This is a genomic window from Pseudomonas sp. TMW22080 (assembly GCF_022496745.1).
In the GTDB taxonomy this organism is placed as follows: domain Bacteria; phylum Pseudomonadota; class Gammaproteobacteria; order Pseudomonadales; family Pseudomonadaceae; genus Aquipseudomonas; species Aquipseudomonas bubulae.
Map to the genome: position 1 here is coordinate 265,981 of NZ_SCFF01000005.1, position 12,744 is coordinate 278,724.

The following is a 12,744-nucleotide window of genomic DNA, read 5'->3' on the forward strand; positions in this document are numbered from 1 at the left end:
CCTATGAACAGTACTTCAAAACCCAATCAACGGGGCTTCACCCTGATTGAGATCATGGTTGTGGTAGTCATCATTGGTGTGCTCGGTGCCATTGTCGTGCCTCAGTTTATGAACCGCCCGGATCAGGCCAAGGTGACCGCTGCGCGCACTGATATTCAGGCCATTGCCACAGCCCTTGAAATGTATCGCCTCGACACCTTCAGCTACCCCTCGACCCAGCAGGGCCTGGAGGCTTTGAGCAAGCACCCGGCCGGCAGCCCGATGGTAAAAAACTGGAACCCGCAGGGGTATCTCAAGCGGCTGCCACTGGATCCGTGGGGCACGCCTTATCAATACCTGAGCCCGGGTACCCGTTCGACAGATTACGATCTGTTTTCCTTGGGTTCAGACGGCGTACCCGGCGGTGAAGGGAGCGCGGCAGACATCGGCAACTGGAGCTACTGAGCCATGCGCAGGCCGGCGTCGGGCTTTACCCTGATCGAGTTGCTGGTGGTCATTGTGCTGGTGGGTGTGCTCGCTTCAATGGTGCGTATCAGCCTGGGTGACAACAACAGCCGCAACGCTCGACAGGAAGCCGATGTCCTGTTGGGCGTTATGCACGGTTTACGCGAGAAAGCGGTTCTGGATGGCCGGGAATATGGCCTGCGGCTTGAGCCCGGGGCCTATCAGGTGATGCGCTTTGAACGTGATGCCTGGAAGCCGGCTGATGCCCGGGTGAAGTTGCCTTACGGGCTGGCCCTTGCCCTGACTATGGAGGGGCGCTCGCAGCCCCTTATACCTATGGCAGAAGCACCGCAGTTAATGTGGTTGAGCAGCGATGAAAACACCGCTTTCAGTCTGCACGTCGACAGTCCGCCCCGGCGCTGGCGAAGTATCGTCAGCGACGGCCTTGGCGACGCGCTGGTTGTTGTGGCGCAGGCATCCCATGAAGGCTGATAAAGGTTTCACCCTGCTGGAAGTCATGATTGCGCTCGCCATCTTTGCCATCCTGGCGGCGGCGGTCATGTCTGCCTGCCAGTATGTGCTGGGTCAGAGTGCGAGGGTCGAGGCAAGGTTGTTGGGCGCATGGCTGGCGGACAACCACCTCAATGAAATGCAGCTGCAAACTGCTCCTCCGGCCTTGGGGCTACAAACCCTCAATGTGACCTATGCCCGGCGTGACTGGCGCCTGAGTCGACGCATCACGGCCGAGCCCGGTACAGGCCTGCTGCGGGTAGAGTTGAGTGTCAGCCCGGCGGGCAGCGAGCATGCGGTACAGTCTGTGACCCACTGGCTGGCGTTCAGCCATGAATAAGCCCCAGGCCGGCTTTACCCTGCTCGAACTGGTGATTGCCATTGCCATTTTCGCCTTGCTGGGCCTTGGCTGCTGGCGACTCTTTGACGCAGTTGTACGTGCCGAGCGCAGCAGCACGGCACAACAGCAGGCCCTGCGCAGCTTGCAGAGGGCGGTGGCGATGATCGAACGCGATGTTTTGCAGGCCCAGAGTTCAGCCCAAAGCCCGGGTGTCGTGCTGTACCCCGATAAACTCGAAGTGCGCCGCGTCAACTGGCGCAACCCGTTGGGCCTGTCGCGCAGTGAGGTGCAGGATGTCAGTTACCAGCTCAAGGACGGTGTGCTCTGGCGCTTTAGCCGCGGGCTGGAGGAGGGCGCGCAACTGCAACAACAAAAACTGCTTGGCGAAGTGCGCGAGGTGCGCTGGCGGTTGTTCAATCGCAAGACGGGTTGGCACAGTGCAGGTGCTTCTACCCCCAAAACTGCGCAGCACGCCCTGGAGTTAAACCTGTCGGTGGGTCGCTTCGACGGTGTGCGCCGTGTGCTGTTATTGCCCGGGGGCACGTGATGCGCCGCAACCAGCGAGGGATCGCCCTGATCACCGTGTTGCTGGTGATGAGCCTGGCGTTGTTGATCACCGCCGGCATGTTGCGCAGCCATCGTCTGGCCCTGAACAGCAGTGCCCAGCAGATCCACCAGTTGCAACTGCGCACCCTGGCATTTGCGGGCGAGACCTGGGCCCGTGAACACTTGCGTACCCTGATCCGCGACCCCATGGTCGCCGTTGCTTCTGGCCAGGCCTGGGCCAGCAGCCAGCCACAGTTGCGCATCGACGATGGACAAATCGACGTGGTAATTGAAGACCTCGCCGGGCGATTCAACATCAGCCCCTTATTGGCCAAAGGTCCCGCCAGCGATGTGATGGAGCAACGCTGGATGCGCCTGCAAACCCTGCTTGAATTGACCCCGCTGGATGCCAGCGTACTGCAGGGCCAGAGTTTGAGTGATATCAGCCAGTTGCGTGTGCTGCCCGGTGTCGACAGCCAGTGGTACATGCGTATGCAGCCGTGGATCGTGCTGTTGGGCAAGGATGCCGTACTGAACATAAACACTGCGCCTGCCACTCTCCTTGCGACGCTGGAAGGCGTGACGCCTGAGCTGGCGCGCGCGCTGGTAACTACCCGGCCGCTGCAAGGCTATGCCAGTGTTCAGGATTTCACGTTCACCCCGGCGCTGATCGGGTTGGGTGTTCAGGCTGCGGGTCTGGGCATCAGCAGTCGCTGGTTTCGGATCACCACCGATGTGCGCCTTGGGCAAAGTCGCTTGCGGCTTGAAAGCGATGTGGTCCGCGATCCTCATACCGGCGAATGGCACTTGTTGCAGCGACGCCTTTTAGCTCCCCGACACCGCGAGCCCTTTGTATGAACAGCTGGCTTTACCTCACCGCCAAGGGTTTTGCCCACAGTGTCGAGATTGATTATGACAACGCCCCTGTATTCGTCTGGCACGATGCTCAGTCGCCGACAGAAACCTCATTGAGCGAAGCTGCAGCCGGGCTGAAAGGCCGGAACGTCGCACTGGTCCTGCCCATGGAAATGTGCAGCTGGGTGCTGACCGAACCCTGGCCGGGCAAGCGTAGGCCCTCCGCACAGGCCCTGGCTTTTGCCGTCGAAGATCAACTGGCCGATGATCTGGACGAACTGCACTTCGCCGTCGGGCCGGTGGATACGCAGCAGCGTTATCCCTTGCTGATCACTCACAAACAGCGATTTAGAACCTTGCTGTGCCAGCTCCATGAGCGCGGTTTGACTATCGTCAGCGCGCAGGTGGATGCGGATCTGTTGCCACGCGATCAAGCATGTATGCAATGGTGGTGTGGGCGCTGGTTGGTTGGCGGGACGCTTGAATTCCGGCTGGCCGTCTCCCTGGTGGGGCTGGAGTTGGTTAAATCCGGTTTGCCCACCGCATTGACGGCGCGAAAAATTGACTGGGACGCACTCCCGGAAGATGCAATCAACTTGCTCCAAGGTGAGTTTCGGCGTCAGGTGCGGGGTTGGCCGTGGCGGCGACTCAGGGTAATGGCACTGCTGATGTTCACGCTGGCCTTGGGGTTTACCCACCTGCGCAGCAGTTTTCTGGAGGGGGAAGCGGCGCGGATTTATGTCATGAGCGAGGAGCGGTTCAAAACCCTGTACCCGGCGCAAACCCGTATTGTGGACCTGTCCGCACAACTCAAGGCAATGCAGCAGCGCGCCACGGGTGCACAAGGAGGGCATATGGCACGGTTGCTTCAACTGACCGAGCAGGTGATTGGCGCCAGCAGTGTCGAAGTGCAGCATATGGAGTGGCGGGCAAGCATCGGTTGGGTATTGAACCTCACGGTCGGCAGCTTTGCCCAGCTTGAGCAATTACGCGAGCGAGGCGTGCAAAGCGCACTGCCGATTACGCTGGGCAATGCGAGCCAGCAGGGCAGTCGGGTGCAGGCCATGCTGACCCTCAGGGATGAATCATGAAGACGTTTGTGCGTGAGCGCTGGTTGCACCTGCCGCCTCGAGACCGCCAGTTGTGCGGTGTGCTGGCGGTATTTTTACTGATTGTGTTCAGCGTCTACGGGCTGTGGTTACCGGCTCAACAACGTCTGGATGCGGCCCGGGCGCTGTACCTCAAGCAGCTGGCACTCGAAGTTGAAGTCCGGCAGGCACGCCCCGGATCCATTGCCAGGGGTGCTGAACAGCCCTTGGTCTCGCGTTTGAGCGACAGTGCCGCAGACTCCGGGTTGAGCGTTGAGCAGTTTGAAATGGATGGCGGTGTTGTACGCATCTCCCTGAACGGGGATGCGGTTGCGGTGCTGGGCTGGCTCAATCGTATTGAACTGGAAGGTGCAGGCTTCGAAAGCCTGAGTCTGGAAAAACGTGGTACCAGCCTCCAGGCACGGCTACAGATCAACAACCCGAATTGAGGTAGTGCCTGTAGCCGCAGGTGCAGGGAGTTACGTGTTCTTTGCGTTTCCCGGCAGCACTGGCAGCCGGGCCAGATGCAGCGCTACCAGCAGGGCAACCACCAGCATGCTGGAGATAAACAAGCCGATGCCGTTCCAGCCCGCCAGATGCCAGAACACACCCCCCAGGGTGCCAGCTACGCTCGACCCGGCGTAGTAACTGAACAGGTACAGCGACGACGCCTGCCCCTTGGCCTTGCTTGCCCGGCGGCCGATCCAGCTGCTGGCCACCGAATGCGCGCCGAAGAAGCCGAAGGTGAACATCAGCATGCCGATAATCACAAACGCAATGGGCGTGAGCAGGGTCAGCGCGATCCCGGCCAGCATCAGCACAATCACCGCCCACAGTACGCGACGACGGCCCAGTTTGTCGGCCAGTGCGCCAATCTGTGCCGAGCTGTAGATACCCGACAGATAGACGATCGACAGCAAGCCTACCAGTGCCTGGTTCATATTGTACGGCTCGGCCAGCAGGCGGTAGCCGATGTAGTTGAACAGGGTGACAAAACTCCCCATCAGCAGGAACGCTTCGAGAAACAGCCAGGGCAGCCCGGCATCGCGAAAATGCATGGTGAAACCGTCGAGCAGGCTGCGCGGATTCATCGAGCGCGGGCGGAAGTTGCGCGATTCGGGGAGGATTTTCACGAACACCACCGCGGCCACCAGCGCCAGCGCGCCAATCACCAACATCGCGGTGTGCCAACTGACAAAGTCGATCAATACACCGCTGATCAGACGACCGCTCATGCCGCCAATGGCGTTGCCACCGATATACAGGCCCATGGCCAGGCCGATGTGCTGCGGGTGGATTTCTTCACTCAGATAGGTCATGGCTACCGCAGCCAGCCCGCTAAGAGACAGCCCTACCAGCGCCCGTGTAATCAGTACACCTTCCCAGGTCGGCATCAGGGCACTGAGGAGGGTAAACAGCGCGGCACTAAACAACGCAAACACCATCACGGGCTTGCGCCCGAAGGCATCGGAAATGGGCCCGGTAATCAGCAGGCCAATGGCTAGCATCGCCGTGGCCACGGACAGAATCAGACTGCTTTGAGCGGCATTGATCCCGTACTCATGGGATAGCACCGGCATCATCGGCTGCACGCAATACAACAGGGCAAAGGTTGCGAACCCACCCGAGAACAGGGCCAGCACCGTGCGCATAAACATCGGCGTGCCTTTCTCGATAAATACATCATTCAGTTGGGTAACAACATCATCCAGCGCGGACGGCGGGATTTCGTGGGCCAGGGGTGCAGCGGCAGTTTTCACGGGGACCTCAAATAGGGGTAAAGCCGAACGGCAATGACAAAAGAATATAGGCGGCTAACGATTCTTTCCAATATATAATTCGACCTGTTTAATAGGTTTTACGACTTAATGGAGGTTGTATGGAACTGCGCCATTTGCGCTACTTCATTGCCGTGGCCGAAGAGCTTCACTTTGGTCGGGCGGCGCAGGTGCTGGGCATTTCCCAGCCACCGCTAAGCCAGCAAATTCAGGCGCTTGAGCAGGAATTGGGGGCACGGCTGTTCGAGCGAACCAATCGTCGGGTTGCCCTGAGCGAAGCCGGACGCTTGTTTCTGGAGGAGGCGCGGCGGGTGTTGGCCCAGGTCGACAAAGCCGCCGACGTGGCCCGGCGGGCGCAGTTGGGTGAGCTGGGTGAATTGAAAATTGGCTTTACCTCGTCGGCGCCGTTCAACTCCAGTATCCCCCAGGCCATTTTTGCCTTTCGCCAGGCGTTCCCGGCGGTGCATCTGGACCTCAAGGAAATGAGCAGCCGCGAAGTGGCCGAGGGGCTGGTGGATGAGTCCATCGAAGTCGGGATCATGCGGCCGCTGGCGTTGCCGGATTCGTTGCATGTCGTGGAACTGTTTCGCGAGCCGCTGGTGGCTGTGATTCGCGCCGATCACCCGCTGGCCGAAGGCAGCGAGGATGGTTTGCAACTGGCGGCATTGGCGGACGAACCCTTTGTATTCTTCCCGCGCAGCTATGGCAGCGGCTTGTACGCGCAATTGCTCAGCCTGGCGCGGGTGGCGGGGTTCAGCCCGCATATCTCCCAGGAGGCGGGGGAGGCCATGACCATTATCGGGCTGGTGTCGGCGGGGTTGGGGGTGTCGGTGCTGCCGGCGTCGTTCCAGCATATGCGTATCAAGGGTGTGGTTTATCGGCCGTTGCTGGATACCGATGCCAATACGGCGGTGTGGCTGGTGCAGCGCAAGGGTCACTCATCACCGATGGCGACCGCGTTTGCGCAGTTGCTGACGCGCAAGATGGTGCACCCCTCACCCTAGCCCTCTCCCGGAGGGAGAGGTTTGGGGTGAGGGCAGGGCTGATCAGCGAGCCAGCAACTTATCCACAGACGCTTTGATCTGATGGATCAGATGCACCACCGCCAGCGCCACATCGCGGTTCAGGCCTTGCAGGTTATCGGCCGACGCATAGGCCGTGGCGATGGCGCAGCGCAGCAGTTCATCGGTGTGTTCGAGGGTTTGTTCGTGATCGTGTGTAGTCATGGTGAGCCTCCATCTATACGAATTGGAAGCTGTCACCATTTGCTTGCACACAAAGAGGGTGGCAGCTGTACGCGGGTGTGCAAGACCGGTAGATAGGAGCAAAACCCGGCAGATCCGAAGACCTCCCACGTACAGCCGCCATAAAGCAGAGTTTCTGGCGGTGATACTCAAATCTCAATCGGACTTGCACGCCCGGTCAACCATGGGGGATGACGTACCGGAGGCTAGCGATCGAAAGAGACAGGCGCAAGACCCAAGGATTCTCTAGGAAGCGTCCTGCGAATGAAAGAGATATGACCCTCGGACGTCGCTGCCCGGTAAATGTTGGCGCGCAAGATTCCCTCTTGGCGAAAAATCTCTTAACAAATCGATGCCGGGAGGTGATCGCCTTTTGTGCACGTTTGTCGTTAGGTTATTAACCCCTGACATCGAGATTTGATCATGGCCCATAAAGGTTACGCAGTGCTCGCTGGCTTATGCTTGGCACTCAGCGGTTGTGGAACGACCAATACGGTATTGCGTGGTGATGAAGTAACGCGTCGTAATCTTAAAGAGTGGAAAACCTACTGTGATTCCGTGCCCCGGGTTTACAGTGGCGTGTCATACGGTCTGTGTATTCTGCACGGGCCATCCCCTACTGTTTCACAAGATATTGCAGCGTCTGCCTTGCTACCACTCAGGCTTCTGGATTTCGTGCCTTCCGCCATTGCTGACACGGTGGTGCTGCCCTACACGATTTATCGCCAAAGCACCGAAGGAAGTATCACTCTCGCCCGATAGTTGTAGCTTTGGGAGCGTGTATTACCGGGCCAGTCACTTATCCACAGACGTTTTAGCCTGATGGATCAGATGCACCATCGCCAGCGCTACATCGCGGTTCAGGCTTTGCAGGTTATGTCCTGCGAATGAAAGAGATATGGCCCGCAGGGGCTGCGGTTTGGCCGAGAATTGCGAAACGCGCAGTTATAAAACACGCTTGGAAACTTGAAAGTAATGCTGCGCAAAATCGCTTCTTTAAGCACGGGTCCAGTCAATGTCACTTCAATATCAACCGAAAGAAGGCAGCGTACTTATTTGTGATTTCAGAGGCTATGAAGTGCCGGAATGATCAAGGTCAGGGCCATCGTGGTTATTCGTAAACATCGGCTGTCCGCTGCGCTTTGAGCTTGTAAAAGAGCGGCCAGAAACGATAAGCGGGCGTCATGCTGGTTGCCTGAACGCTTAGCGCGAGTAATAGTCCATTCGTACCCGCAAGGGGCTTGTGAGACTCTGAGAATCCTGGGAAACCAGCCATTACAGAGCCGGACAGACACAGTGCTATGACAAGCCAGTCTGTTTGTGAATAAGGCGCCGAAAGGCGCCTTTGTCGTTTCTGATGGTTACAACGGTTTTACCCGCGCCGCTTCAGACAGCTGTTTGGCCGTGCGTTCGTTCTGATTGTCCTTGAGGTCGCGCACGATATCGCGATCCAGCAGGCGCACCCAGCGAATGTAATTCTTGTGAATCTTGCCGTCCTTGTAGTCCAGGCCGCTGCTGTCGCGGTACTGGATCCGGTAGTGATCGGCGCTGTACGGAATGTCGATTTCAGCGTGGTATTGCCCGCGCACGGTGATCTGCGCCTGCACCAGTTGCGGGGTGATTTTTTGCACTGTCCAGCCGCGCCCGACCAGGGCCTTGACGATGGCCTGTTGCATTTGCGCACGGTCGCTGTTGATCGAGGCATGTAATGTGCGGTCGGGGGTGAACACGGGTTTGCTGGTGCAGGACACGGTGGTCAGCAGGGCCAGGGCAATCAAGGTAATGCGCAGCAGGTAAGTCATTGCATGGGTTCCACAGGTATCAGGCCCAGCGACGGAAGATCAACGATGTGTTGACTCCGCCAAAGGCAAAGTTGTTGTTCATCACGTAGTCGTTGTGCATCACCCGGAACTCGTCACGCAGGTAATCCAGTTCGCCGCAGCGCGGGTCGACTTTATCGAGGTTAAGCGTGGGAACGTAGCGGTCGCGGTTCATCATTTCGATGCTGAACCAGGATTCCAGCGCCCCACAGGCGCCCAGGGTATGGCCAAAAAAGCTCTTCTGCGAACTGATGGGCATGTGTTTGCCGAACAGCTCGCTGGTGGCCAGTGTCTCGGCAATATCACCCTGTTCGGTGGCGGTGCCGTGGCCGTTTACATAGCCGATGGCATCCGCGCCAATACCGGCGTCTTCCAGTGCCAGTTCCATCGCCCGGCGCATGGTGCCGACTTCCGGGCGGGTGGTGTGCTGGCCGTCGGCATTGCTGCCAAAGCCGACGATTTCTGCGTGGATATGGGCGCCACGGGCCAGTGCGTGTTCCAGCTCTTCGAGTACCAGCATGCCGCTGCCTTCGCCGATCACCAGGCCGTCACGACCACTGTCGTAGGGGCGTGGGCTGGTGTGCGGGGCGTCGTTTTTCAGGCTGGTGGCGTACAGCGCGTCAAACACCATCGCTTCGGTGGGGCACAGTTCTTCGGCGCCGCCGGCGAGCATCAGCGGCAGGCGGCCGAACTTGATGGCCTCGTAGGCATAGCCGATCCCCTGGCTGCCGCTGGTGCAGGCACTGGAGGTCGGGATCAGGCGCCCGGTCAGGCCAAAGAAGATGCTGATATTGGCCGCTGTGGTGTGCGGCATCATCCGTACGTAGCTGTTGGCATTGAGGCCGTCTGCCACCGAGTTGAGCAGCATATTGCCGAACGCCATGATCTCGTCGGTGCTGCCGGTGGACGAGCCGCAGGCTACGCCCATGCGCCCGTCGCGAATGATCGGGTTGTCGAGCAGGCCGGCGTCCTGCAGGGCCTGCTCTGCAGCGCCGACGGCCAGCCGCGACACGCGGCCCATGCTGCGCAGTTGCTTGCGGGTCCAGTGGGCGGGCACCACAAAGTCATCAATGGGGCCGGCCAGTCGGGTGTTAAGTTCAGCGAACCGGTCCCACTCGTCCATGCGCCGGATACCGCTGCGCCCGACCACAAAGTTGGCTTCGATACTGGCCCAGTCACTGCCCAGCGAGGTGATACCGGCCATGCCGGTGACAACGACGCGTTTCATCAGCACAACCCTCCGTTGACGGCCAGCACCTGGCGGGTGATATAGCCCGCTTCGGCCGACATCAAAAAGTTGACCGCCCCCGCGACTTCTTCGGGGGTGCCCATGCGTTGGGCGGGGATCATTTTCATCAGTTCGTCTACCGGTACGTTTTCGTCAAGCATGGCGGTGTCGATCAGCCCCGGCGCGACGCAGTTGACGGTGATTTTGCGTTTGCCCAGCTCGATGGCCAGAGCCTTGGCGGCGCCGATCAAACCGGCCTTGGAAGCGCTGTAGTTGACCTGCCCGCGGTTGCCGATCAGGCCCGAGACCGAAGTAATGCAGACGATACGCCCGGCTGCGCGGCGGCGGATCATCGGCATCATCACCGGGTGCAGCACGTTGTAAAAGCCGTCGAGGTTGGTGCGCATCACCACGTCCCAATCGTCTTCGCTCAGCGCTGGAAAGGCGCCGTCGCGAGTCAGGCCGGCATTGAGCACTACGCCGTAGTAGGCGCCGTGGGTTTCAACGTCGGCTTCCAGAATGGCTTTGCATTGGGTGCGATCCGATACGTCGAATTGCAACACCCGGGCACTGCGACCCAAGGCGTGTACTTCGGCCATGACGGCATCGGCTTCGCTGCGGCCGCTACGGCAATGCAGGACCAGATCGAAGCCGGCTTGGGCCAGGCGCAAGGCGATGGCGCGGCCAATGCCACGGCTGGAACCTGTGACCAGAATGGACTCAGTCATGGCGGGTCTCCCGGGGTGTTTGAGCAAGGTAGGTGTCAGCCTGGGGCGGACGGAACACGTTCAGGCGGGCGCTGGCATGGATACCGGGGCCGGTGAGGTGACACTCGAATACGCCCATGCCGTTGTCGTCTTCCAGTGAGCGCAGGGCGTGGATATGCAGCGGGGCGCCGAGCGGGAAATGTTCGACGTTACATTCAAATTTACGTGTGCCCAACAAAAAGCCCAGCGCCACGGGGCGGCCCTGCAAGCGGGCGCGACAACCGGCGTAGGCCGCGACGCTTTGCGCCATCAATTCAATGCCTGTCCAGGCGGGCAGGCTACCGTCTTCGCGGTTGAACAGGCCGCCGGCTTTTACGATCAGGCGGGTTTCAATCTGCTCTTCATCAAACGCCAGGACCTGATCGATCAGGATCATGTCGCCAGCGTGGGGCAGCAGTTCGGCGAGTGGCCAGTCAATCATGGGGCCTCTCCGATAATCAGGCTGACGTTATTGCCGCCGAAGGCAAACGAATTGCTCATCAGGCAGCGCTGTGGGGCGGGTGCGAGGGTCTGGCCGGGGGTAACCCAGTTTAGCGCCGGCAGCGCCGGGTCGCCTTGGCCGTCCCAGACATGGGGCGCCAAAGCACCACCGTGGCTCAGGCTCAGCCAGCAGAAGGCAGCTTCCAGCGCGCCAGCCGCACCCAGGGTATGGCCGGTCATGGGTTTGGTCGACGAACACGGCACACCGTTGGCGAACACCTGCGACACGGCGTGGCTTTCCATCGCATCGTTGTGCTGGGTGGCGGTGCCATGCAGGTTCAGGTAACCGATCTGAGCGGGCTGTAAACCCGCGCGGCCCAAGGCTTTGTGCATGGCTTGTACGGCGCCGCGGCCGCTGGGCTCCGGGGCGGAAATATGGTGCGCGTCACTGCTGGCGCCTGCGCCGAGCAGAGCGATGGTGTGGCCGTTGGCGGGGTGCCTGCTCATCAAGAACAGCGCTGCCGCTTCGCCGATATTGATGCCTCGACGGTTGACCGAAAACGGGTTGCAGCGCTCATCCGCCACCGCTTCCAGCGCCGAAAAACCGTTGAGCGTCAATTTGCATAGCGTGTCGACACCGCCGCACAGCACTACGTCGCACAGGTTCATGTCCAGCAACCGCTGGGCGCTCATCAGCGCCCGGGCGCTGGAGGTACAGGCGGTGGAGATCACATAGGCCGGCCCGCTGATGTTCAGCCAGTCGGCCAGGAACGTGGCCGGTGCACTCAGCTCTTGTTGCTGATAGCTGTAATCAGCGGGGAACTGCTGATGCTGCAGGTAATGGGCAATGCCCTGACTGGCTTCATCAATGCCCGAGGTACTGGTGCCCAGCACGATGGCAATACGATCGCGGCCGAAAGTAGCGATTGCTTGCTCAATATCGCCCTGTATTTGCAATGCGGCTTCGAGCAACAGTCGGTTGTTGCGGCTGTTTTGCTGTTCGAGCCCCGCGGCGATCGCTGCCAGTTCGCCGCTTACCGCGCCGATGGTCGGCGAGCGTTCAGGCACCCAGCCGCTTTGCCGCTGCATGCCCGAGCAGTCACCGGCAAACAGTTTGCTCGCCACTTCGGCGGGGCCTCGGCCCAGAGAGCAGACCACGCCCAGTGCGTTGAGGTAAGCAGTCATGGGGCGGCCTCCAGCGGGCTGATTGTGTAATGCAGATCGCCCTTCATATCGATGCGAAATGCCTCGGGTTGCTGGTAGTGCACTTGCCAGCGCTGTTCAATAACTCGCAAGTCAGCCGCAGTTTTTGCTTGTGGATAATTGTCCGCCAGCTCAGTTGCCGGTGTCAGTGCAAACAATAGCGCGGCGAAGAGTTCGCGGGCCTCGGGGTTGGGCGGCAACAGACCGTCAGCCTGCCAGGTGCCGTCTTGCAGTAATTGGCGCGCCAGCGGAATACCCAGGGGGTCCATCAGCGACCAGCGTAGGGCAGGTCCTTGCTGCTGGATCACCAGCAACCAGTCTTGCCGTTGTTCGGCCTGTTCGCGCTGGATATGCAATTGCATGGGCAGGGCCAGGGTTGGCGTTTTCCTGGGCAGCGGCAAGCTGGTGCAGCTACTGAGCAGCATGCATATCACTAACCACACAAACATTATCCGTGTGGGAGCGGGCTTGCTCGCGATGCAGGCAACTCGGTTCATCTGA

At 59.9% G+C, this 12,744-nt stretch carries 17 protein-coding genes; 9 read left to right on the forward strand and 8 right to left on the reverse strand.

Annotated elements, in window-relative coordinates; translation table 11 throughout:
- Positions 1-3: 3 nt before the first annotated feature.
- From gspG to gspM, 7 genes are read left to right on the forward strand one after another with little or no spacing between them, the layout of a single operon-like run.
- Positions 4-444 (forward strand): type II secretion system major pseudopilin GspG, encoded by a 441-nt coding sequence (gene gspG, locus EQV96_RS18260; RefSeq protein ID WP_095025223.1) that lies wholly within the window; start codon positions 4-6, stop codon positions 442-444.
- Positions 445-447: 3 nt separating this feature from the next.
- Positions 448-936, forward strand: a complete 489-nt coding sequence (gene gspH / locus EQV96_RS18265) for a type II secretion system minor pseudopilin GspH (protein WP_240882229.1) — start codon at positions 448-450, stop codon at positions 934-936.
- Positions 926-1,294: a type II secretion system minor pseudopilin GspI gene (gspI, locus tag EQV96_RS18270; protein ID WP_095000861.1), complete on the forward strand. Its 369-nt coding sequence runs from the start codon at positions 926-928 to the stop codon at positions 1,292-1,294. The genes gspH and gspI overlap by 11 nt, the downstream gene beginning before the upstream one ends.
- Complete coding sequence (locus EQV96_RS18275; protein WP_240882230.1) at positions 1,287-1,841, forward strand: type II secretion system protein GspJ; 555 nt, start codon at positions 1,287-1,289, stop codon at positions 1,839-1,841. The genes gspI and EQV96_RS18275 overlap by 8 nt, the downstream gene beginning before the upstream one ends.
- Positions 1,841-2,698, forward strand: a complete 858-nt coding sequence (locus tag EQV96_RS18280; protein WP_095017720.1) for a type II secretion system protein GspK — start codon at positions 1,841-1,843, stop codon at positions 2,696-2,698. The genes EQV96_RS18275 and EQV96_RS18280 overlap by 1 nt, the downstream gene beginning before the upstream one ends.
- Positions 2,695-3,786, forward strand: coding sequence for a type II secretion system protein GspL (gene gspL, locus EQV96_RS18285; RefSeq protein ID WP_240882231.1), 1,092 nt, complete (start codon positions 2,695-2,697; stop codon positions 3,784-3,786). The genes EQV96_RS18280 and gspL overlap by 4 nt, the downstream gene beginning before the upstream one ends.
- Positions 3,783-4,232: a type II secretion system protein GspM gene (gene gspM, locus EQV96_RS18290; protein WP_095031380.1), complete on the forward strand. Its 450-nt coding sequence runs from the start codon at positions 3,783-3,785 to the stop codon at positions 4,230-4,232. Before gspL ends, gspM begins: the two co-directional genes overlap by 4 nt.
- Positions 4,233-4,262: 30 nt before the next feature.
- On the opposite strand, the gene EQV96_RS18295 is transcribed toward gspM, so the two are convergent.
- Positions 4,263-5,543, reverse strand: coding sequence for an MFS transporter (locus tag EQV96_RS18295; protein WP_095000865.1), 1,281 nt, complete (start codon positions 5,541-5,543; stop codon positions 4,263-4,265).
- Positions 5,544-5,662: 119 nt separating this feature from the next.
- Between EQV96_RS18295 and EQV96_RS18300 the strand changes: the two genes are divergently transcribed.
- The gene (locus EQV96_RS18300) at positions 5,663-6,565 is read left to right on the forward strand and encodes a LysR family transcriptional regulator (RefSeq protein ID WP_095000866.1); all 903 of its coding nucleotides are present in this window, start codon (positions 5,663-5,665) and stop codon (positions 6,563-6,565) included.
- Between the two features lie 42 nt (positions 6,566-6,607).
- Here EQV96_RS18300 and EQV96_RS18305 read toward each other — a convergent pair whose 3' ends face one another.
- A complete protein-coding gene (locus EQV96_RS18305; protein WP_095017718.1) occupies positions 6,608-6,787 on the reverse strand; it encodes a hypothetical protein in 180 nt (59 codons plus the stop codon).
- A gap of 441 nt (positions 6,788-7,228) precedes the next feature.
- Between EQV96_RS18305 and EQV96_RS18310 the strand changes: the two genes are divergently transcribed.
- Complete coding sequence (locus tag EQV96_RS18310) at positions 7,229-7,567, forward strand: YceK/YidQ family lipoprotein (protein WP_095000867.1); 339 nt, start codon at positions 7,229-7,231, stop codon at positions 7,565-7,567.
- Positions 7,568-8,166: 599 nt separating this feature from the next.
- On the opposite strand, the gene EQV96_RS18315 is transcribed toward EQV96_RS18310, so the two are convergent.
- From EQV96_RS18315 to EQV96_RS18340, 6 genes are read right to left on the reverse strand one after another with little or no spacing between them, the layout of a single operon-like run.
- Positions 8,167-8,607 carry a hypothetical protein gene (locus EQV96_RS18315; RefSeq protein ID WP_095000868.1) on the reverse strand — a complete coding sequence of 147 codons (441 nt, stop codon included), beginning with the start codon at positions 8,605-8,607 and terminating at the stop codon, positions 8,167-8,169.
- Positions 8,608-8,626: 19 nt separating this feature from the next.
- The gene (locus tag EQV96_RS18320; RefSeq protein WP_095000869.1) at positions 8,627-9,853 is read right to left on the reverse strand and encodes a beta-ketoacyl-ACP synthase; all 1,227 of its coding nucleotides are present in this window, start codon (positions 9,851-9,853) and stop codon (positions 8,627-8,629) included.
- Positions 9,853-10,581, reverse strand: coding sequence for a 3-oxoacyl-ACP reductase FabG (gene fabG / locus EQV96_RS18325; protein WP_095000870.1), 729 nt, complete (start codon positions 10,579-10,581; stop codon positions 9,853-9,855). Before fabG ends, EQV96_RS18320 begins: the two co-directional genes overlap by 1 nt.
- Positions 10,574-11,041, reverse strand: a complete 468-nt coding sequence (locus EQV96_RS18330) for a hotdog family protein (RefSeq protein ID WP_095017717.1) — start codon at positions 11,039-11,041, stop codon at positions 10,574-10,576. Before EQV96_RS18330 ends, fabG begins: the two co-directional genes overlap by 8 nt.
- Positions 11,038-12,225 (reverse strand): beta-ketoacyl-[acyl-carrier-protein] synthase family protein, encoded by a 1,188-nt coding sequence (locus EQV96_RS18335; protein ID WP_095026333.1) that lies wholly within the window; start codon positions 12,223-12,225, stop codon positions 11,038-11,040. Before EQV96_RS18335 ends, EQV96_RS18330 begins: the two co-directional genes overlap by 4 nt.
- Complete coding sequence (locus EQV96_RS18340; protein WP_165484595.1) at positions 12,222-12,740, reverse strand: DUF3261 domain-containing protein; 519 nt, start codon at positions 12,738-12,740, stop codon at positions 12,222-12,224. The genes EQV96_RS18335 and EQV96_RS18340 overlap by 4 nt, the downstream gene beginning before the upstream one ends.
- Positions 12,741-12,744 lie beyond the last annotated feature (4 nt).

What these genes read in the sequence shown, in the direction of transcription:
- gspG (WP_095025223.1), top strand. Translation starts at nt 4, where the DNA reads ATGAACAGTACTTCAAAACCCAATCAACGGGGCTTCACCCTGATTGAG.
- gspH (WP_240882229.1), top strand. Translation starts at nt 448, where the DNA reads ATGCGCAGGCCGGCGTCGGGCTTTACCCTGATCGAGTTGCTGGTGGTC.
- gspI (WP_095000861.1), top strand. Translation starts at nt 926, where the DNA reads ATGAAGGCTGATAAAGGTTTCACCCTGCTGGAAGTCATGATTGCGCTC.
- EQV96_RS18275 (WP_240882230.1), top strand. Translation starts at nt 1,287, where the DNA reads ATGAATAAGCCCCAGGCCGGCTTTACCCTGCTCGAACTGGTGATTGCC.
- EQV96_RS18280 (WP_095017720.1), top strand. Translation starts at nt 1,841, where the DNA reads ATGCGCCGCAACCAGCGAGGGATCGCCCTGATCACCGTGTTGCTGGTG.
- gspL (WP_240882231.1), top strand. Translation starts at nt 2,695, where the DNA reads ATGAACAGCTGGCTTTACCTCACCGCCAAGGGTTTTGCCCACAGTGTC.
- gspM (WP_095031380.1), top strand. Translation starts at nt 3,783, where the DNA reads ATGAAGACGTTTGTGCGTGAGCGCTGGTTGCACCTGCCGCCTCGAGAC.
- EQV96_RS18300 (WP_095000866.1), top strand. Translation starts at nt 5,663, where the DNA reads ATGGAACTGCGCCATTTGCGCTACTTCATTGCCGTGGCCGAAGAGCTT.
- EQV96_RS18305 (WP_095017718.1), bottom strand. Translation starts at nt 6,787, where the DNA reads ATGACTACACACGATCACGAACAAACCCTCGAACACACCGATGAACTG.
- EQV96_RS18310 (WP_095000867.1), top strand. Translation starts at nt 7,229, where the DNA reads ATGGCCCATAAAGGTTACGCAGTGCTCGCTGGCTTATGCTTGGCACTC.
- EQV96_RS18315 (WP_095000868.1), bottom strand. Translation starts at nt 8,607, where the DNA reads ATGACTTACCTGCTGCGCATTACCTTGATTGCCCTGGCCCTGCTGACC.
- EQV96_RS18320 (WP_095000869.1), bottom strand. Translation starts at nt 9,853, where the DNA reads ATGAAACGCGTCGTTGTCACCGGCATGGCCGGTATCACCTCGCTGGGC.
- fabG (WP_095000870.1), bottom strand. Translation starts at nt 10,581, where the DNA reads ATGACTGAGTCCATTCTGGTCACAGGTTCCAGCCGTGGCATTGGCCGC.
- EQV96_RS18330 (WP_095017717.1), bottom strand. Translation starts at nt 11,041, where the DNA reads ATGATTGACTGGCCACTCGCCGAACTGCTGCCCCACGCTGGCGACATG.
- EQV96_RS18335 (WP_095026333.1), bottom strand. Translation starts at nt 12,225, where the DNA reads ATGACTGCTTACCTCAACGCACTGGGCGTGGTCTGCTCTCTGGGCCGA.
- EQV96_RS18340 (WP_165484595.1), bottom strand. Translation starts at nt 12,740, where the DNA reads ATGAACCGAGTTGCCTGCATCGCGAGCAAGCCCGCTCCCACACGGATA.